The following is an 18,311-nucleotide window of genomic DNA, read 5'->3' as shown; positions in this document are numbered from 1 at the left end:
CTATTCTTGAGCCTGTACGGATTGTGCGACAGCCTTTATTTTCTTAGCTCGTTTTTCAGCTTTTCTACGTTTTCTCTTAGCGCCAATATCATCAAACCAACAGTAAACGACTGGGATTAGAACAAGTGTGATTAACGTTGAAAAGCTTAATCCAAATGCAACTACAATTGCCATCGGTGCCTGTGTTTCGTTACCAGATCCACCGCCAAATGCTAAAGGAAGAATTGCTAAAATCGTTGCAAGTGTTGTCATTAAGATTGGACGAAGACGAATTGGTCCTGCTTTTAACACCGCTTCATCACGATCCATACCATCTTTTCTTAGATGAATCACATAATCTATTAAAACAATGGCATTATTAACAACAATACCTATTAATAAAATGTAACCAATAAGTGCCATTATACTCATTGACTGAGCGGTAACCAACAGTCCTATTACAACACCAATAAAAGTTGGTGGAATAGAGAACATGATAACAAACGGCGTAAACAATGATTCAAATTGTCCAGCCATTACCATGTACACTAAAACGATTGCGAGTAACATAGCCAATCCTAATTGGGCGAAAGACTCCATCATTTCTTGACTTTGTCCACCGTAATCAACAGAATAGCCATCAGGGAGATTTATGTTGCTGATGCGATCTTGAACCGCTTTGGAAGCTGTTGCTATGTCACTTCCCATAACATCCCCGGTGATTTGAACCTCTCTCGTTTGGTTTGTACGAGTAATCGTTTGAGGTACGTCCACTTTCTTAATATCCGCAACTGAAGAAAGTGCAATGGTTCCACCTTGTGGAGTTGTAATCCTGATTTTATCTAAATAAGTTTTATCTTCTTTTAAGTAAGAAGGCATTACAAGCTTAACATCAATTTCATCATCACCTGTGCGGAATTGTGTAACTTTTTGTCCAGCAAAGGAAATACGAACAGCTGAAAGAACCTGATTGGTTGTTAAACCATATTGGCTTGCACGTTTCTGGTCAATAACAATTTGAAATTCTTTCTTCGTTGCATCTAAAGAAGTTTTCACGTTATACGTACCATCAACCTGCTCAATTTCACCCGCGATAATGTCAGCAATATCACGTAAGACATGTAAATCATCACCACGTAAATTTATCTGAATTGCAGAGCCGCCCATTCCAGAAGATGAAGATACCTCTGAGACAGTGATCTTGGCATCCGGCAAGAAATCAAGCTGTTTACGAACTTCATTGGCAATCTCTTCAGTAGAACGATCTCGCTTATCTAAATCTACTAATTTCAAGTTAACGTTAGCAATATTAGAAGATGATGAAGCAAAGACTGCTCCGCCCCCACCATTAGAGCCAATTGAAGTATAGATATGCTCTAATTCAGGTACTTTTTTTACTACTTCCTCTATCTGTGTTACTGTTTTTTCTGTTTCTTCTAAAATCGTTCCAGTCGGCATCTCAACAGATATGCTAACTTGGCCTTCATCTGTTTTTGGTATAAATTCCATACCAACCAACGGGAACAGTGCAATTGATCCTACAAGAATTGCGATTGTCGCAAGTAGAACTGTTTTACGCTTACCAAGTGCCCATTTAAGGAAACGTCCATACACTTTCGCTACTTTCTCAAAACCAATATTAAACCACATCACTGGGTTAAATCCTTTGTACGTTCCTGCTGTATAAATTTCCTCATTAGGAACTTCATTTAACCAGCGTGAACTTAGCATTGGAACAAGCATAAGGGATACTACTAATGCTGCTATATGGGAAAAAATAACGGTTAAAGCTAAAGGTCCAAATATTTCAGCGGCAATACCTTCAACGAAAACAATCGGTAAAAATACAACAATCTGAGCTAAAGCAGATGCCATTACAGCATTACCAACCTGCTTCGAACCTTCAAGGGCTGCTTCAAGCATTCCCATCCCTTCTTGCCTTTTTCGGAAAATATTTTCCATGATTACGACCGCAAAGTCGACCAGTGATCCCAGACCTAGTAATAAACCACTTAGAGAGATCAAGTTAATCGTCTCTCCAGAAAAATACATGAGAGAGAAGGTTGCAATAACTGAAATTGGAATTACAATAGACACAACTAATGTGGAACGTGCACTATTTAGGAAGAAATATAAAATAAATACAGCAAAAATTAATCCTAATAAAGCATGCTCAGCAACTGTTTTAATTGAATCTTTAATATAAACAGATGTATCCATAATCATCGAAAGCTCGACACCCTTAGGTAATTGTGCTTTGATGCTTTCTAACTCTTTATGAACCGCATCAGCAACCTCAACGGTATTACCGCCGGTCGCCTTTGTAATCGTTAGACCGAGACTAGGCTCACCGTTATAATAACTAAGCTGCGTAATGTCTTCAACAGTGTCCTCAACCTTAGCAATATTCTTTAAAGCAATACTGCCGCCAGCAATTGAAATCGGTGTTTCACCAATTTCCTTTATGTTGCTGTACTCCCCTTGAACCCTAATTTGGAGCTTTTCATCGCCTTCTCGAACCTCACCAGCCGAACCGGAAAGATTAGTTGCACTTAGAGCCCCACGAATTTGATCGAAGGTGATTCCATACATTTCAAGTTTATTAGGGTCAGCTGTAATTTTAATCACACGGTCACGACCGCCATTAATACCAACAGATGCTACACCATCAATACGTTCAAGGTTTGTTTTGATAAGATTATCAGCAATTGATTTTAATTCTCCGACATTCTCATGTCCAGAAAGAGCAAGTGTCATAACTGGTTCACTGTTAGGGTCGAACTTAAGAATTTTCGGAGAGCCTGCAGAATCAGGCAGCATTCCTTCTATAATACCAACTTTATCCCGCATATCTAATGTTGCTTGGTCAATATCTGTTCCCCAATTAAACATGATCACTACTAAAGAAGAGCCGGAAACAGAACTAGACTGTATCGTATCAACATTAGCAATAGAAGCTAATGATTCTTCTATCGGTTTTGTTACCAGCTTTTCTACTTCCTCCGGTGTTCCACCATCAACAGTTGTGGCAACAACAGCAACAGGAAGATTCATTTCTGGCATTAAATCAACAGCCATTTTTGGAAATGAAATAAATCCAAAGATAAGCATGGCGATAATAACCATCAAAACCGTTACAGGTCTTTTGATGGATAAATGAGATAAATTCATGAGGTTCACCCTTTTCTACAAGTATAATCTATGAAACTTTTAAATCTTTTAAATGACCGTTTGGTCATGACAATCTATTTTAACCATTTTTTAAGAAATCCACAAGGTCTGAATGCTCAAGGAAATACTCACCACTGTTCCTTAAAGCTTTTACTAAATTATCCATACGGTTGATAATATATTTTGTTAGTTTAATAGTATCAAATTGTTTTTTATCCAAAATGATATATTCCAAATATTCCCGTAAAATGCCATTCATCATCGTTGCTAAATCTAATACAAATGGTTCTATCTCCTTTCCATATACAGCACGGAAACAATTAGACAACCACTGAATCCGATAGGATCGAATCGAAAATAAGAAATCATTAATCTCTTCATTAACAGGTACAGCATACTCCCGGATATGCATTTCAATAAAATCGCGATGTTTCACACATTCATCTAACTGATAATGAATTTGCCTCCAAAAAACTTCTTTAGGTGTTAAAGATGGATCGTTAGCAATCTTTTCTACCTCTGCCATGATCATACCTGAATAATATTTCAGAACTGAAAGCATAACATCATCTTTCGATTCAAAATAATTATAAAGAGTTCCCTTCGCAATTCCGCAGGCATCAGCTATTTCCTGAATTGATGTAGAATGATAGCCTTTTGCTGCAAAGAGCTTTATCGCATTTTCGATAATCGTTGTTTTTTTATCGATCATTTGTACCATCCTTAAATCACATTTTATTTAAGTTTATCCGTTAATGACCGATTGGTCAATCTTTCAGTATTCAATTTTATATAACAAAAAATAGAAGGATTACCTCTCTTTTGAGATATCCCTTCTATCGCATAGTCACAATATTAATTTTGAAATCTTTTCGTTTTTTTCTAGCCTTTGAATGTATTCATATGTTTCTGGAGCTTTCAACTGTACTTCTATATTTGTATCTTCATTTAGATAATACATCGCAAAGACCTCTGCAAAGTATTCTTCAGGATAAGAATTAAAATATGGATCATCCGGAAATATAACCGGAACCTCTTCCTTCCAAATTTCTAAAAATTCATCATTATTACGAAGTCCTTTATAGACGGTACGCTCAACTGAATGAGCTATTTCATGTAATTCAAGGTTAATGGATCCATGCCCGTTTCCCGGTTCGCTGGCCCCAATTTTTGCAGCAGCAATATAAGTTCCACCTGCACCTGGCACTTGATCCCATGTTTTATGGCTGCTCCAGCCTCTTGGTGATATTCCCTTTAAATCAGCGAAATACGGTTCATCCGTTAACTTTCCTGAGAACAACTTAATTTTAACATTATTTACAACTAAATCGTGTAAAATCGTTGGATGAATATGTCCCAGACGTGAAACCATACCTGCCACTTCTTGATGGTTATAGTCATTTTCTAGAGGAACCATAACCAACTGTTCCAACAAATCCTTAACTTTCTCGTCTTCCATATCAATATTCAATTGATGATGATTCTCCGCTTCCTCTAAAGTTAAGCCTGTAATATCACCTTTAGCTAATGTCAATGCCGGCAAAAAACAAAGTAAAAATAAACAGGTACCAAATAGCCTTCTCATGTAGTTATGTATCCCTCACATTTTCAGAACTAATTAAATAATCTAAATATTCTTAACTTAGTATACTACAATGTATAAAAAATATAAAAGAAAAATGATCAAAAAGTTGTCAAATTTGCAAAACAAGTTAAGAATTTATTAAAGACATAAAATTTAAATAAAAAAAATTCACAGACTAACTTTCTAGTCTGTGAATTCGTTTACAATTTTCAATTAGTTTTGCAAAAAATTTTCACTTAAGCCATTGTTGCCCCACGTTGATCAAGTTCTTGGATTAATTTTCTGTACTCAACAAATGAAAGTTTCCCTTGAATATAACCCCTTTTTAAAAAATCTAGTAAATCATTAGCACTTGCTGGTTTATGTTCCTTTTCTTCCACGAATTTTTGAATCAAACCCTCTAATGTCAAGCGCATCTCCCCCTGTTAATAATGTACTTATATAATATCATCCTCGATAGGGTATGCTTATTTTTTAGAATTTTTAAACTTCCGACAAAATTTGTAGTATTTTTACAAAATAATATTAATAAACCATTAACAGTGACAAATATCGTTTTGGTACTACATTATATGTGTTAAAAATAATAATTTTTTGTCAAAAACTTTTGTACCAGGGCATGATTTAATTTCTTTTATTTTATTATTTTATTATTCTAGTAACCTTTACCATACGGTCCTTCCAATAGTAAGTTGTGTTAGAGTAATCCACACCTTTTGAAGAAGATGAATGCAAAATTGTATTGGGGTCAACAAATAAACCTGCATGATCAATCGTGCCATCAAAATTTGTATCATATGATACGATATCGCCTACTCTTGCTTGCGAAAAAGGAACTGACGTACCGGCATTAGCTTGTTCCTGGGATGTTCTTGGCAAATATATTCCATGTTCCTCGTATACTCTTTTTATAAATGAAGAACAATCGAATACATCTGCCCTAGTTGTGGAAGCTCCATAAAGATACCCTGCACCGATGTATTTCTTACCACTGTTTATGATATCTTGACCAGTTGTTTCCTGTACTGGCACGGTTTGAGAAGTTGATGGAACATTGATTACTTGTCCAATATACAAATTATTTGGATTCGTGATTTGCGCATTTATAGCAAGGATAGCTGTTATCGTAGTATTATATTTTTGAGAAATGATATAGATTGTATCACCGGCTTTAACAGTATATTTGGAGTTTGTTAGATCTTGAGATACTTTTAATACTTGCCCTGGATATATCATTGCGGATGTTAACCCGTTCCATTCTATTATTTGTGAAGCAGATGTATTATTGTCATACGCGATCTTCCATAAGACATCCCCACTTTTAACAGTGTACGTGGCTGCATCAGCCTGCGAAGCAAATAATAAAGTACCCGCCAATCCTGCTGTAATAATAAACTTTTTCATGATGTTTTTCTCTCCTTCGTATGTATTATTCTCGTTATTAAATTATGTTGATATACTAATAATTCGCATGCTTCTCATAAACTATGACCCTATAATAACAATTTTTCTGCCAAATTTTTTAGGTACTTCTTGGACTAGCTGCCAATATAGGGAACCAAAACCGATCATTTCCGGACTTTAAAAAAGCTCAATCAGCTATAACATTTGTTACATCACAGCTTGAAGGTTTTTGGAACAATTCCCCATTTGGTAAATTTACCAGTGCATAAATGTAAAAAAACCGACAAATTTCCATGTCGGTTTTTTAAATGTAACTTTTATTCTTTTTTACGCACTCATCCAATGCGGAGGAGTATTTTTATCCCAATAAATCGACCCCATATCATAATGAGTTAAAAACTCATCCTCGGCTGTATGGTAATGGAAGTTAAACCAATACCCTTCCTTTGGTGGATGGTCCCGTCTTACATGGAATCTTATTAAATCCTTACCTGTATTGCTATGGTAAACATGAAAAATCTTTTCGCCAAGTCCACTAGTTGGATTTTCTGAAATAACCAACTGACGAAGATCATCTTCAGGAACCCTTTCCGCAAGCCCAGCTATAGCCTCTTCAATTTTTGGCAGGATCACCTGTTTAAATTCGTCGCCAATAACATCACCAATCGTAGATCCAAATTTCATCATAGATTGTTGTTCAGCGTGAATCATTGAATAAGCTGTAAATGATGTGACTAAATCAGAGTGATTATCAATCGAAAACGCAAGACTTTGCCATGAATGATCACTTTTTTCTTCGGTTTCTATTTCCTCTAATGCTTCTATGTCATTAACAACTAATAAGCGATCATTTTGGTCAGATACATCACTATTTTCTTTTACATTTTTATCAATGTCGACTGATAGCTGCGGAACAACAGTTCCAAAAGTGAAAATGGTTACCAATACGACAAAAAGTTTTCTCATCCAGAGTTTCATGAGCTGGTCTCCCCAGTCTTTATTATTGATTATTTATTCAATATTTTCTCATGTTTCTGGTAAAAAAACTAGGAATAAGCCCTTTTGTAATAAAAATGTAACTAAAGACTTACATACTTTTTGGGAGTTGGTCGATTTTACCGTGCATATAACTCATGGCTTCAGTTAGTATTTCAATAGCAGCGAAGCTTTTTTGCCTTTGTGCATAGGCTTCTTGAACTAGTTCGAGCAAGTGTCTGTCATTTGCTTGTTGTACAATTTCAAGGACCATCTGCCCAAATTCATCAACCTCCATTCCATTTCTCAGCAGTGTTCTAAATTCCATAACCACTTCCGTTAATAATTGTAATCTTGTTAGTTCATCCATTGTAAAAATCTCCTTTAGAAAATACCACTGTTTTTAATTTTTTGCACTGCTTCTATTAATGTTTCTTCTGCTTGAACAAGAGCGATTCGAACATATCCTTCCCCCGATGGTCCGAATGCATTTCCCGGTGTGACAACAACACCTGCTTTTTCGATTAACTTAATAGCGAACTCTTTTGATGTATATCCTTTTGGAATCTCTGCCCACATGAACATCGTTGCCGGTGGTCGCTCCACATCCCAACCAATCGTACGGAGTCCATCAACCAGTGCGTCCCGTCTTGATTCATAACGCTTATTGTTTTCTTTTAAGAAAGAATCGCCGTTCACGAGGGCGACCGTTGCAGCCTTTTGGATTGGTGAAAAAACACCATAGTCCAAGTTAGATTTTAGTTTCGCTAATGCTCCAACAATCTGTTTGTTCCCAATCATGTAGCCGATTCGGCAACCGGCCATATTGTAGCTTTTAGAAAGGGAATTAAATTCAACCCCGACGTCAAAAGCCCCTTCTACCTCAAGAAAGCTAACAGGTTTTTGACCATCAAAAACAAGTTCAGAATAGGCAAAATCATGAATAACAACGATATCATATTTTTTAGCAAAAGCAACGGCCTTTTCAAAAAACGGCTTATTTGCCATTGCCGGTACCGGATTTCCAGGAAAATTTAAAATCATCATTTTCGCCTTTTCCGCGATTTTCTCTGGAATCGCATCTAAATCAGGTAAAAATCCATTTTCCTTTAAGAGGGGCATGGGGTAGGCAGCTGCTTTTGCCATTCGCACACCGTCAGCGTACGCGGTGTAGCCCGGATCTGGTACGAGAATAACATCCCCTTCGTCACATATAGTCATAGGGAGATGAAGAAGACCATCCTGGGAACCGCTCATTTGTACTATTTCAGTTTCAGGGTTAAAGGTAACTCCATAATGCTTCGAATAAAAGCTTAGGACTGCCTCATAAAATTCTTTTGTCCCTGTTAAAGTATAACCATATTGAGTGGGATCCTGAACATTCTTTACCAATGCATCAATAATAAATGGTGGTGGTGGAAGATCAGGACTGCCAATACTAAGGTCAATCATATGTATGCCTTGCGCAATTTTTTCTTTTTTGAATGCGGCTAATTCTGAAAATATACTAGTCTCAAAAGATTGCATTAATTTCGATGTCATAAAAGCCATAACTGTCTTAGCCCCCATTTCTTTGTTTGAAGAATATTTTACCACAATTAATGAGGGGGAGAGTGCAGTTCATTAAGAAAAAAAGGAACCAATGCCAACTTATTGGCATCAATTCCTATTAGTCCTTTAAGTCTTCCATTATAAGATACCGGATTTTTTTCGTTTTTTCCGACGTGAAGAGTCCATTTTATATTTCCCAGTTTCCTGCGTAGTCGTTCCTTGACCTTCCACATCTGCAGACCCAAGGCCGATTGTTGTTGGATCTGCTTTCGTTTCTCTTGGCATGTTCGAACCACCTCCCTAACGGTAAGGTGTCCAATTTAATTGTTAATCATCCGTTCCAATGACACCAAAATGAAATTTTGCAGTTTTTCGGCGGAAAACGGCAAAGCCAAATGTTTCAAACCTAGTACTTTTCCAATGGTCCTTCAATATAATCCGTTTATTTGCCACTCTTTTTGCTTCCACGATTGTTTCTTCAAGAATATCTGTGTAAAGAGCAATATTCCTCAAACCTTTTATTCCGTCCGATTCTTCTATTTTCATATTGAACATTGGATCAAAGTAGACAACATCAAACGAGTTATTTTTTTGTTCCTTTAAAAAGTCGAGATTATTTCGTTGTACAACTTCAATTCGACTCATTGCCAAATTCATTTCATCATTGCCACTTTCCCATGTCTTCAATCCATGTTGGAGTAAAAATGCAATAAAACGATTTCCTTCTATCCCGACGACACGCCCCGTCTTCCCAACAACACTGCTGGCAACAATGCTATCAGAGCCGAGTCCTAGTGTACAATCAAGAAAAGTCATTCCTTCCTTAAGCCCCGCTGCATAGACAAGGGGATCATCCTCCCCTCTTAATACTCTTTTCACACGAAACATCGCTGAATTTGGGTGAAAAAATATTGGCTCATGAGGATGATTCAATGGGTATATATCCAAACGGTTTTGGCCGACCACTAATACATCATCCTTCTCTTGTACCATTATTTCTTCTACCGATAATTTTCTTCTCGATATGTAAGGTATTTGCAATAGTGTGGCATATCGAATAGCTAATTGAACCATCTCATTGTTCGTTCTTCCTGCAGTTGTAATAATCATTTTAACCCCTTAATCTAAATTTTTACCTGTAAATTATAGAATAAATGTAATATAGTTAATAGGTATAGTAAAGCGTTAAAGAGGTGAATATTAGCGTCAATCTTACACCATGAAACATTATCTAAAAACATTTGCACTATTAATAGTTATTAGTTCACTGCCTATTATACTTTCTAATATATTTAATTTTCCATCTTTTAAAGCTCAGTCCGATGGTCTAAAAGGAAAAGAGGGTTCCCATTTTATTTCTTCCATTGAAAAAAAACAATTATCCCCCTCTTTTCCAGTAGATGAGCAAATTAATAAGGTTATTTATTTGACCTTTGATGATGGTCCCAACGGTTATACTCAAGATATTCTTAATATTCTTCAGTCAAAGAATGCCCATGCTACATTTTTTCTAATAAAAGGAAATATTGATAAGCACCCAACGCTTCTTAAAGAAATAATAAAAAAGGGCAATGCGGTTGGATGCCATAGTGTTTCTCATCGGGTAGATGTGTTTTATTCCAGTCCAAAGGTAGCCATCAATGAAATGAAGGTATGTCAGCGGGCTATTTACGATCAAACAAGGTTTCACACCCCATTAATTCGTGTCCCTTTTGGCAGTTTCCCTCATTTGACAAATGATATTAAAAACGGACTGGAGAATGAAAATTTTATTTATTGGGACTGGAACATTGATAGTGAGGATTGGACAAATAATAATCCCGGCCAAGTCTATACCAATATCGTTAAACAATTAAACTTGACCGAAAAGAAAGGCTATATTCCAACCGTTCTTCTTCATGATAAACAAGTAACTGTTGAAATGTTGCCGAAATTATTAGACTACCTTAACGAAAAAGGATATAAAATCAAATCCATTACAAATGCAAACAAGCCTGTACAATTTAATTTGCATACATCAGAACCAGCCTCGTGAATCGGGCTGTTTTTTTTTTTCGCATAATATCTTAACTGAATGGACAAATTTATGTAGACAGGAGGGGAAGATATGAATTCAAAAACGCGCTTAGCTCATAAGCTATTTATGAGCTCAGCCGTGGCAGCAGTTGCCGTCTCGATCCCAAATCTTCATGTTGAAGCATCATTCGAGAAAGCGGCTACTGAAAGCACTATTTTACGCTACGGACATGAAGGTCTTTCCGTCCGGATTTTACAGGAAAATTTAAGACAACTCGGGTACTACCCGTACGGAGTGGATGGGGTCTATGGAAACCACACTCAATCCGCTGTACAGAAATTCCAATTACATCACGGAATTAAGGTTGATGGGATTGCTGGGGCAAAGACTTTAGCAGCCCTAACCATACATACAGAGAACGTAAATGAAGATTCAGTTCCTGTCCAATCACTTAAAGACAGTCATTTACTTGACGGAACATTTCTTCAGCTTGCCTTAAATTTAATAGGAACTCCATACAAATGGGGTGGTACGACACCAAATGGTTTCGATTGCAGCGGCTTTATTAAATATGTATTTGCGAAAAAAGGGGTTACCATTCCTCGAACGATTAGTGAAATTTGGGATCAAAGTATAGAGGTCCAAAAACCAAGCATTGGTGACTTAGTTTTCTTTGAGACTTATAAACCGGGGCCTTCACATGCCGGTATTTATCTTGGGGGCGGTCGCTTTATTCACTCCGGCTCCACAAAGGGTGTCACAATTAGTCAGCTCAGTCAGAGTTATTGGAGTAAAAGATACTTGGGTTCTAAGAGAATTGCTCAATATGATTAGAAATTATGAAATTCGCTAAAATCTATGAGATTCTAGCGAATTTCTTTTAATTGGCTTATTAATACTTTATAGTCATCAATGGATGTTTCTCCGGTTGAGCCGTAATAAGCAGCCTGATAATCATTCAGTAATCTTAATAGTAAATCGGATAATTGATAGTTTTTATTATTGTACGAAAAAGTATTTTGATGAGTGGGAATAGAGCTAATTACTTTTTCCATGAATTCCTTTGATGTTTCCGTTCGTAATCGCAATATCCCATGTTTTCTTCCCCACTTTTGCACTTGATAAAAATACCAGAAGAGCGGTGATTTATAAAATCGCGGAAACTTCATGAACCATTTCTTTTTCAGATCTATTATTAGCTGTATGAACTTCCGTTTGAAATTCAACCACCACGGTTCTCTGTCAATGACCACATGATGTATCCTAAGTGATTTTGCTGGTTTTATTCGTATGCTATATTTAGCTATCAACCAGATGAATAAGAGAGTAGCAATACAGGCTATGCCTCCAAAAATCCACAGTAACGGCAATTTGATCAAGGTTTCTTCTTGAACCTGATCAGGGAGCTTCATCTCTCCATTCTCATTCATCGGAAGCGTTCCCTTCGTTTCACTTGTTGGAAAGAGACTTATAAGCCATGTGAGTCCCTTTAAAAGAGTGGAACCACCCCATTTAAGCGCTTCCCAACTATTCATCGTTATCGCTAATAACATTCCTCGAAGTGATGGAATTAAAAATAAAAAACTTAGTAATATTATAGTTGTGAAAATCGCCGTAATAACCCCCGTAAACCATGTTGAGTGACCTACTTTTCTAATCTCCATTGTTTCATCTATTTGTTCTTTTTCATTACTTTGTAAAGAAAAGACGATCCCCATTAAACTCAAAATGATTGCCGTTATGAAAAATGCATGGTACGCATCGGTTTGCATCCACTCATTTGCAGTGAAGCATATTGCAAATATGATATATAACAAGATATTACCTTCAAAATGGCGGACCATTTGCATACGTGTTGGTATTCGATTATTCAGGAAGGCACTGCGTAAAAATACAAAAGCGACAGCACTGCTAAGAACGATCCCCAAAAATAAGTGTCCTTCCGGAACGGCCATTTTCCAATTCTGAACAATAATAAATAATAGAATAATAGAATTGGTTAAAAATAAAATAGGAAAGCTCATTTTGCCCGCCATCGTTTTATTGAGAAAATATCCAACTACCCATGCAGCTATCCACCATTTAATATCTAAGTCCATTACTTGCTGCCATTCTAAACTAGTGTTTAGAACGATCACATAATACATCCATAATGCTTCACTAAATAATAATATAAATGATTGTGTAATAATTTTAAGCTGTCCCATCAAAATGACCCTTTCACCACTTGACTATCTGTTGTCATGAATACATCCATTTTTTTTGAAATATTCTTTAGTTTTTTAGAAAAGTCACTGTCGTTTAGATAATAAAAACTGACTAACGCAATTTCGTGTTTATGTCGTTTGTACCAGAGATAATGCTCATTCGTTATCGTTTCACAGAAAAAAATAAATGGATGGGATAATTTCCCTTCATATAACATTTTATCAAACATTGACATTCCCTTTTGACTAACTTGAGCAATAATTTCAGCAAGTTGGTCCAAAAATGATAAAAACCCTTTCATTGGTGGTACTGACTTTAACTTATATCCTTTATAATGACAACCATTACTTGAAAAACCTACGCTTACCCCCTGTTTTTGATAGGCAACTGCAATTGAAGCAATGACAGAAAGCACCCACTCAAAATCTTCACTCTTTTTTAACTCGTATTTTTCCTGCTTGAGTAGATTGTCCTGAAAAGCAGTATTATCGATGACAAAACCACTTACATCAAATAAAATAAACAGTTGTTCATTCACAACAGGCTGGTAAACATTTGTCAGCATTTTTCCTGTTCGTGCACTTGCTTTCCAATTGAATTTTCTCCACTCGTCGCCCGGCTCGTATTCTCTTATTCCGTTCACTAATAATGGGTCCTCAAGATACCCTCCCTGTTTTCCTTTAATCTGCCATTGGATAGAAGACCGAAAAGAGGGTACATGAACAGGAAGCAAACGAGGATAAATATAGAGCTTTTCTGGAAAGGAATGGACAATTCTTTTTTCCGTAAAACGAAAGCCATCACCCGACCTTAATCCTACTTGACCAATTTTGTACACTCCCCGCTTATTCCCTTTACCTTTGATGGTCCATTTTACTTGTTGGTACCATAACAGCCATAATAAACGAATCGTGTATAGATTCTGTTCGTGATCACCCCAGACAACCGCCTCCTTTTTGGGAAATTCCCATTCGAGCCAAACTAGCGGAAGCCACTTATCATTTTTAACGGAAGCCTCAATATGAAACTCTTCTCCTACAAACAGTCTTGTTTTATTTAACTCTATTTCCGGGTTAACATTTTTTAAAGACTTTTCTTTCCAAATTATCGTAATCAGACTAATGAAAATTAATAATGTACTGACCGCAATCAGCGGAAGGAAACTAAACCAGATTGCTGCTAATAAACAAATGAGCCAAAACCAGATCGCATATTTTTCAAACAAGATGCTTGTCTCTTTTAAAGGAAGTTCATTATCCTTGTTTTCACACCTATTTTGTTTTTGTTCACTCATAGTCAAACCACCTGTTCTTCAGGTACTTCCGTTTTCGAAATAATATCATTCAATATATCCTCTGAATGGGTGTCATTGAATCTCGCTTCCGGTTTTAATAAAAGGCGGTGATTCCAAACAGGCTGGACGATCTCTTTTACATCATCCGGAATCACATAATGACGTCCATTTAGTAACGCCCATGCTTTTACTGTTTTATAAAGCGCTTTACTTGCACGTGGGCTTACACCGATTGATAGTAAAGGATGATTACGTGTTTCGTGAGCCAAAATGGTAATATATTGAATAATGGATGGATGAATTTGTACCTCTTGCGTTTGTCTTTGCATCGCTTGAATTTCAGCTGGTTGAAAAATGCTATTAATTTGATCAAAAGGAATTTCATCCCCTACTTGCCCAAGCATTTGTTGTTCTTCCTCTATCGTTGGATATCCTAATTTTAATTTCATTAAGAACCGGTCTAGTTGGGCTTCAGGCAGTGGAAAAGTGCCTTCCATATCAACGGGATTTTGCGTTGCCAGGACAATGAATGGAGCGGTGAGGGAATAGGTCACACCTTCAATCGATACCTGCTTTTCCTCCATACATTCTAATAAACTGGATTGTGTCCGAGGTAATGCCCGGTTGATTTCATCTACTAATAATACATTTGTAAAAACAGGTCCCTTGCGCAAATAGAACTCATTCGTTTTCGGGTTAAAAATCGACGCACCTAATATATCAGACGGTAGTAAATCCGGTGTACATTGAATTCGTGAAAAGGCACAATCCAGCCCCTTTGAAAAAGCTTTAACTATCGTTGTCTTTCCTGTTCCGGGAAGGTCTTCCAATAACACATGTCCTTCAGTTAACAAAGCTGTTAATAGAAGCTTCATTTCCACTTTTCGTCCGATCACGCTTTTAGACAACTCTTTCCATAAATGCTCCAATGCTTCCTTTTGTATGGAAGGTAAGTGATTTGCGCTCATTTTTATAAAATCCCCCACTCTCTAATTTATAAAAACTCCTTATAATTAGGTTTTTAGTTCCTAAGTATAAGGAGAATTGTTAGTTAACATTTTATTTTTTCTTTGTTTATCCCTTAACCATTGTCTTCAGTACTTCATTTCGTTCCTGTTGCTCGGCTTCTGCTGCCAGATCATACTTTTTCAATAAATGAAAGACTTCATTTAACGTTTCCTGTGGCAGGTCTGTTTGAATAAAGCTTTCCATTTTTGGGTAAAGCTCGGTTGGCAAATACGCCTTTTGACTAACAAGCTTGCTTAATACATCCTCTTTCGTGTGGTTGATTTCACATGCCATAACGTAAAACTCCCTTCTAATTTTTGGTTTTGATTATCTATGCATTTTGTTTTTCAATTTGTTCAACTAGCTCCGATAGCTCTTCCCAACGCTCCATTATTTGTTCAAGCTCGGTTGTTAGGGATTGCTCTTTTTCATATAATGGTTGGACTTTCGCAAAATCGGAGCCACTACTTGCAATTTCTTGTTGGATGGTTGATATTTCCTCTTCCAACTGCATGATTTTGTCTTCAATGCCTTCCCATTCTTTTTGTTCTTTATAGCTTAGTTTTAATTTTTTCGGTTTGTTCGACTGTTCTGAAGTAGTGACAGCTTGAGCCTTTTCTTTGGCTTCTTCTTTTTTTAGTAATTCTTGCTTTTGCTTTTCTTCATCTAAATATTCACTATAAGACCCGTAGAAAATTCGAATACTTCCTTCCCCTTCAAACACAAACAGGATATCACTTGTTTTATCTAAAAAGAAACGGTCATGCGATACCGTTAAAACGACACCTGGGAATTCCTCTAAGTAGTCTTCCAAAATTGTCAATGTTTCAATATCAAGATCATTCGTTGGCTCATCTAGAATGATAACATTTGGCTCTGTCATTAAAATTTTCAATAAATAAAGGCGACGGCGTTCGCCCCCTGACAGCTTTTTAATGTACGTATATTGCATTGCAGGAGAAAACAAAAATCGCTCAAGCATTTGGGATGCTGTAATTTCCTTGCCGTCAATTGTTTTAATGATTTGAGCAGTCTCTTTAATATAATCAATGACCCGCTGTTCTTGATTCATCTCTTCATTTTCTTGGGTATAGTATGCGATTTTCACCGTTTGACCAACATCGATTGTACCTTCGTCTGGAGAATCCTTTCCCGTCAGTAAATTTAACAACGACGTTTTCCCAGAACCATTTGGGCCAACAATACCGATTCGTTCAAATGGCTGTACGATATATGAAAAGTTTTTGATGACCGTTTTATGTTCATACTGCTTAGAGATATTTTCAATTTCAAAAACCTTTTTACCAAGACGACTACCACCGATAGCAATATCGAGATCGTCCTTTTGACGATGTCCCGGCTTGTTTTGCAGCTCTTCAAAGCGCTGGATTCTTGCTTTTTGCTTTGTTGTCCGCGCCTTCGCTCCACGCCTCATCCAAGCTAATTCCCGTCTTAACAGATTTTGACGCTTATCTTCATTCGCTGCTTCAATTTCTTCGCGGATGGCTTTCGCTTCAAGGAACGTTGAATAGTTTCCCTCATAGCTATACAGATTCCCCTGCTCTAACTCAAAAATTCCATTGGTTACACGATCTAAAAAGTAGCGATCATGCGTTATGAGCAGAATCGCGCCAGGATAGCGTGTAATATATTCTTCCAACCATTCGATCGTTTCAATATCCAAATGGTTCGTCGGCTCATCGAGGATAAGCAGGTCTGCCGGTTGTATTAGACTTCTCGCAATTGCTACCCGTTTCTTTTGTCCACCTGACAGCTGCCCAACATTTTGTGAGTGGTCATCAAGTCCGAGCTTAGTTAAGATTGATTTAGCTTGGGTATTGGCGTCCCAAGCATTCATTGCATCCATTTCCTGTTGAAGTTTAAAAAGCGTGTCTTGCTTTCGTTCATTTAGCGGGTCCTTTTGCAGGGCAATCAAGGCCTCTTCATACTTTTTCAGCAAACGAATCAGCGGTGTGTCACCGTAAAAAATCTCATCTAAGATCGTTCCATTCCCCTCAAACTCCGGGTTCTGCGCTAAATACTCAATGTTATACGATTTCGGCTTGATGATTTCCCCTGCATCAGACGGCTCAATCCCGGCCAATATTTTTAAAAGCGTTGACTTCCCCGTCCCATTCACTCCGATAATTCCAATACGCTGTTTTTCAGCTACACTAAATGTTATATTATTAAATAATGTCTTATCGCCAAAGCTTTTTGATAGATTTTCAACGGACAATATGTTCATTTACAAGTTTCCTTCCCATTCATGATAAAACTTTTGTAAAAAGTCCTCCATTAATTGATGGCGGGCTTCCGCCATTTCCTTAGCTGTATCTGTATTCATTAGATTCTTTAATTTAAGCAGTTTTTCATAAAAATGATTGACCGCTGTTGTTTTTACCGCACGATATTCTTCTTTTGTCATTTTTTCACGTGGATGTATAGCGGGATCATATATTAAATCACCATGTGCACCGGCATAGGCGAATGTTCGTGCAATGCCAATCGCACCGATGGCATCTAGTCGGTCCGCATCCTGAACAACCTTTCCTTCCAGTGTCGTCATAGGCGGGTGGTTGCCACCTTTAAATGACATCGTAGAAATAATTTCAATGATTGTATTAATCATTTCGTTGTCCGCTTGATGGACTTCAAGCCAGTCTTTCACACGTTTAAGACCGGCTTCCTCTCCGCCTTCATTTAATTTTTCATCGGCGATGTCATGCAGTAGGGCTGCCATTTCACATATAAAAACATCAGCGCCCTCCTGTTCAGCAATATGCTTAGCCATTTTCGTAACCCGGGCAATATGCCACCAATCATGACCACTTGCCTCGTTTTCAAGCTCACTGCGAACAAACGCTGTTGCCTCTTCTATTAATCTGTTTTTATCCATGATTGGTTAACCCCTTTTCGTTATTTACAAAGACTTATATATAATGAAATCTTATCATTTTTTAGCAAAATCATTCAACTATTAGTGAAGTGGATCCATATACTGTAGAAATACTGTTATATTATCGGGTTTGATCAAGAAATTATCCGGATTTAGTAAAATATTAGCCGATTTATTGATTATATTATCCACTTTCCATTTTACTCAATAAGAAGGGAGT

Annotated in this window: 18 protein-coding genes; 2 read left to right on the top strand and 16 right to left on the bottom strand. The window is 37.1% G+C overall.

All coding sequences use genetic code 11. From position 1 onward, the window contains the following. From P9E47_RS07235 to P9E47_RS07190, 10 genes are all read right to left on the bottom strand, one after another. The gene (locus tag P9E47_RS07235) at positions 1 to 3,150 is read right to left on the bottom strand and encodes an efflux RND transporter permease subunit (RefSeq protein WP_003329642.1); all 3,150 of its coding nucleotides are present in this window, start codon (positions 3,148 to 3,150) and stop codon (positions 1 to 3) included. A gap of 79 nt (positions 3,151 to 3,229) precedes the next feature. Then, the gene (locus P9E47_RS07230) at positions 3,230 to 3,862 is read right to left on the bottom strand and encodes a TetR/AcrR family transcriptional regulator (protein ID WP_003329643.1); all 633 of its coding nucleotides are present in this window, start codon (positions 3,860 to 3,862) and stop codon (positions 3,230 to 3,232) included. A gap of 135 nt (positions 3,863 to 3,997) precedes the next feature. After that, a complete protein-coding gene (locus P9E47_RS07225) occupies positions 3,998 to 4,735 on the bottom strand; it encodes an anthrax toxin lethal factor-related metalloendopeptidase (protein ID WP_003329644.1) in 738 nt (245 codons plus the stop codon). A gap of 236 nt (positions 4,736 to 4,971) precedes the next feature. Continuing rightward, the gene (yppF, locus tag P9E47_RS07220) at positions 4,972 to 5,151 is read right to left on the bottom strand and encodes a YppF family protein (protein ID WP_035196086.1); all 180 of its coding nucleotides are present in this window, start codon (positions 5,149 to 5,151) and stop codon (positions 4,972 to 4,974) included. Between the two features lie 226 nt (positions 5,152 to 5,377). Next, the gene (locus P9E47_RS07215) at positions 5,378 to 6,139 is read right to left on the bottom strand and encodes a C40 family peptidase (protein WP_003329646.1); all 762 of its coding nucleotides are present in this window, start codon (positions 6,137 to 6,139) and stop codon (positions 5,378 to 5,380) included. A 327-nt stretch (positions 6,140 to 6,466) separates the two neighbouring features. After that, the gene (locus P9E47_RS07210) at positions 6,467 to 7,117 is read right to left on the bottom strand and encodes a YpjP family protein (RefSeq protein ID WP_003329648.1); all 651 of its coding nucleotides are present in this window, start codon (positions 7,115 to 7,117) and stop codon (positions 6,467 to 6,469) included. 109 nt (positions 7,118 to 7,226) lie between these two features. Next, the gene (locus P9E47_RS07205) at positions 7,227 to 7,484 is read right to left on the bottom strand and encodes a hypothetical protein (RefSeq protein ID WP_003329649.1); all 258 of its coding nucleotides are present in this window, start codon (positions 7,482 to 7,484) and stop codon (positions 7,227 to 7,229) included. A 14-nt stretch (positions 7,485 to 7,498) separates the two neighbouring features. Beyond that, complete coding sequence (locus P9E47_RS07200; RefSeq protein WP_003329650.1) at positions 7,499 to 8,665, bottom strand: LL-diaminopimelate aminotransferase; 1,167 nt, start codon at positions 8,663 to 8,665, stop codon at positions 7,499 to 7,501. Positions 8,666 to 8,803: 138 nt separating this feature from the next. Next, entirely contained in the window at positions 8,804 to 8,950 is a 147-nt protein-coding gene (locus P9E47_RS07195) for a YuzL family protein (protein WP_003329651.1), read from the bottom strand. Between the two features lie 42 nt (positions 8,951 to 8,992). Then, positions 8,993 to 9,775, bottom strand: a complete 783-nt coding sequence (locus P9E47_RS07190; RefSeq protein WP_003329652.1) for a class I SAM-dependent methyltransferase — start codon at positions 9,773 to 9,775, stop codon at positions 8,993 to 8,995. Positions 9,776 to 9,884: 109 nt separating this feature from the next. Between P9E47_RS07190 and P9E47_RS07185 the strand changes: the two genes are divergently transcribed. Together P9E47_RS07185 and P9E47_RS07180 are read left to right on the top strand one after the other, a co-directional pair. Further along, on the top strand, positions 9,885 to 10,700 hold the full coding sequence (locus P9E47_RS07185) for a polysaccharide deacetylase family protein (RefSeq protein ID WP_003329653.1): 816 nt from the start codon (positions 9,885 to 9,887) through the stop codon (positions 10,698 to 10,700). 72 nt (positions 10,701 to 10,772) lie between these two features. Beyond that, on the top strand, positions 10,773 to 11,516 hold the full coding sequence (locus tag P9E47_RS07180) for a C40 family peptidase (protein WP_003329654.1): 744 nt from the start codon (positions 10,773 to 10,775) through the stop codon (positions 11,514 to 11,516). A 32-nt stretch (positions 11,517 to 11,548) separates the two neighbouring features. Here the strand turns inward: P9E47_RS07180 and P9E47_RS07175 are convergent, their stop codons facing one another. From P9E47_RS07175 to P9E47_RS07150, 6 genes are all read right to left on the bottom strand, one after another. Beyond that, positions 11,549 to 12,889: a hypothetical protein gene (locus tag P9E47_RS07175; RefSeq protein ID WP_326162986.1), complete on the bottom strand. Its 1,341-nt coding sequence runs from the start codon at positions 12,887 to 12,889 to the stop codon at positions 11,549 to 11,551. Further along, positions 12,889 to 14,184 carry a DUF58 domain-containing protein gene (locus P9E47_RS07170; protein WP_003329656.1) on the bottom strand — a complete coding sequence of 432 codons (1,296 nt, stop codon included), beginning with the start codon at positions 14,182 to 14,184 and terminating at the stop codon, positions 12,889 to 12,891. The genes P9E47_RS07175 and P9E47_RS07170 overlap by 1 nt, the downstream gene beginning before the upstream one ends. 2 nt (positions 14,185 to 14,186) lie before the next feature. Further along, positions 14,187 to 15,152: an AAA family ATPase gene (locus tag P9E47_RS07165; protein ID WP_326162985.1), complete on the bottom strand. Its 966-nt coding sequence runs from the start codon at positions 15,150 to 15,152 to the stop codon at positions 14,187 to 14,189. Between the two features lie 106 nt (positions 15,153 to 15,258). Beyond that, positions 15,259 to 15,486, bottom strand: coding sequence for a hypothetical protein (locus tag P9E47_RS07160; RefSeq protein WP_003329658.1), 228 nt, complete (start codon positions 15,484 to 15,486; stop codon positions 15,259 to 15,261). 37 nt (positions 15,487 to 15,523) lie between these two features. Then, on the bottom strand, positions 15,524 to 17,440 hold the full coding sequence (locus P9E47_RS07155; RefSeq protein ID WP_326162984.1) for an ABC-F family ATP-binding cassette domain-containing protein: 1,917 nt from the start codon (positions 17,438 to 17,440) through the stop codon (positions 15,524 to 15,526). After that, positions 17,441 to 18,091 carry an HD domain-containing protein gene (locus P9E47_RS07150; RefSeq protein WP_326162982.1) on the bottom strand — a complete coding sequence of 217 codons (651 nt, stop codon included), beginning with the start codon at positions 18,089 to 18,091 and terminating at the stop codon, positions 17,441 to 17,443. It lies immediately after the preceding gene. Between the last annotated feature and the right edge of the window lie 220 nt (positions 18,092 to 18,311).

It is taken from the genome of Schinkia azotoformans, from assembly GCF_035811335.1.
GTDB classification, from domain to species: Bacteria; Bacillota; Bacilli; order Bacillales; family Bacillaceae_J; genus Schinkia; species Schinkia azotoformans.
This window is presented reverse-complemented; position numbering and strand designations above follow the sequence as displayed.

Excerpts from the sequence above, each read along its gene's own strand:
- P9E47_RS07235 (WP_003329642.1), bottom strand. The coding sequence starts at position 3,150 with ATGAATTTATCTCATTTATCCATCAAAAGACCTGTAACGGTTTTGATG.
- P9E47_RS07230 (WP_003329643.1), bottom strand. The coding sequence starts at position 3,862 with ATGATCGATAAAAAAACAACGATTATCGAAAATGCGATAAAGCTCTTT.
- P9E47_RS07225 (WP_003329644.1), bottom strand. The coding sequence starts at position 4,735 with ATGAGAAGGCTATTTGGTACCTGTTTATTTTTACTTTGTTTTTTGCCG.
- yppF (WP_035196086.1), bottom strand. The coding sequence starts at position 5,151 with ATGCGCTTGACATTAGAGGGTTTGATTCAAAAATTCGTGGAAGAAAAG.
- P9E47_RS07215 (WP_003329646.1), bottom strand. The coding sequence starts at position 6,139 with ATGAAAAAGTTTATTATTACAGCAGGATTGGCGGGTACTTTATTATTT.
- P9E47_RS07210 (WP_003329648.1), bottom strand. The coding sequence starts at position 7,117 with ATGAAACTCTGGATGAGAAAACTTTTTGTCGTATTGGTAACCATTTTC.
- P9E47_RS07205 (WP_003329649.1), bottom strand. The coding sequence starts at position 7,484 with ATGGATGAACTAACAAGATTACAATTATTAACGGAAGTGGTTATGGAA.
- P9E47_RS07200 (WP_003329650.1), bottom strand. The coding sequence starts at position 8,665 with ATGGCTTTTATGACATCGAAATTAATGCAATCTTTTGAGACTAGTATA.
- P9E47_RS07195 (WP_003329651.1), bottom strand. The coding sequence starts at position 8,950 with ATGCCAAGAGAAACGAAAGCAGATCCAACAACAATCGGCCTTGGGTCT.
- P9E47_RS07190 (WP_003329652.1), bottom strand. The coding sequence starts at position 9,775 with ATGATTATTACAACTGCAGGAAGAACGAACAATGAGATGGTTCAATTA.
- P9E47_RS07185 (WP_003329653.1), top strand. The coding sequence starts at position 9,885 with ATGAAACATTATCTAAAAACATTTGCACTATTAATAGTTATTAGTTCA.
- P9E47_RS07180 (WP_003329654.1), top strand. The coding sequence starts at position 10,773 with ATGAATTCAAAAACGCGCTTAGCTCATAAGCTATTTATGAGCTCAGCC.
- P9E47_RS07175 (WP_326162986.1), bottom strand. The coding sequence starts at position 12,889 with ATGGGACAGCTTAAAATTATTACACAATCATTTATATTATTATTTAGT.
- P9E47_RS07170 (WP_003329656.1), bottom strand. The coding sequence starts at position 14,184 with ATGAGTGAACAAAAACAAAATAGGTGTGAAAACAAGGATAATGAACTT.
- P9E47_RS07165 (WP_326162985.1), bottom strand. The coding sequence starts at position 15,152 with ATGAGCGCAAATCACTTACCTTCCATACAAAAGGAAGCATTGGAGCAT.
- P9E47_RS07160 (WP_003329658.1), bottom strand. The coding sequence starts at position 15,486 with ATGGCATGTGAAATCAACCACACGAAAGAGGATGTATTAAGCAAGCTT.
- P9E47_RS07155 (WP_326162984.1), bottom strand. The coding sequence starts at position 17,440 with ATGAACATATTGTCCGTTGAAAATCTATCAAAAAGCTTTGGCGATAAG.
- P9E47_RS07150 (WP_326162982.1), bottom strand. The coding sequence starts at position 18,091 with ATGGATAAAAACAGATTAATAGAAGAGGCAACAGCGTTTGTTCGCAGT.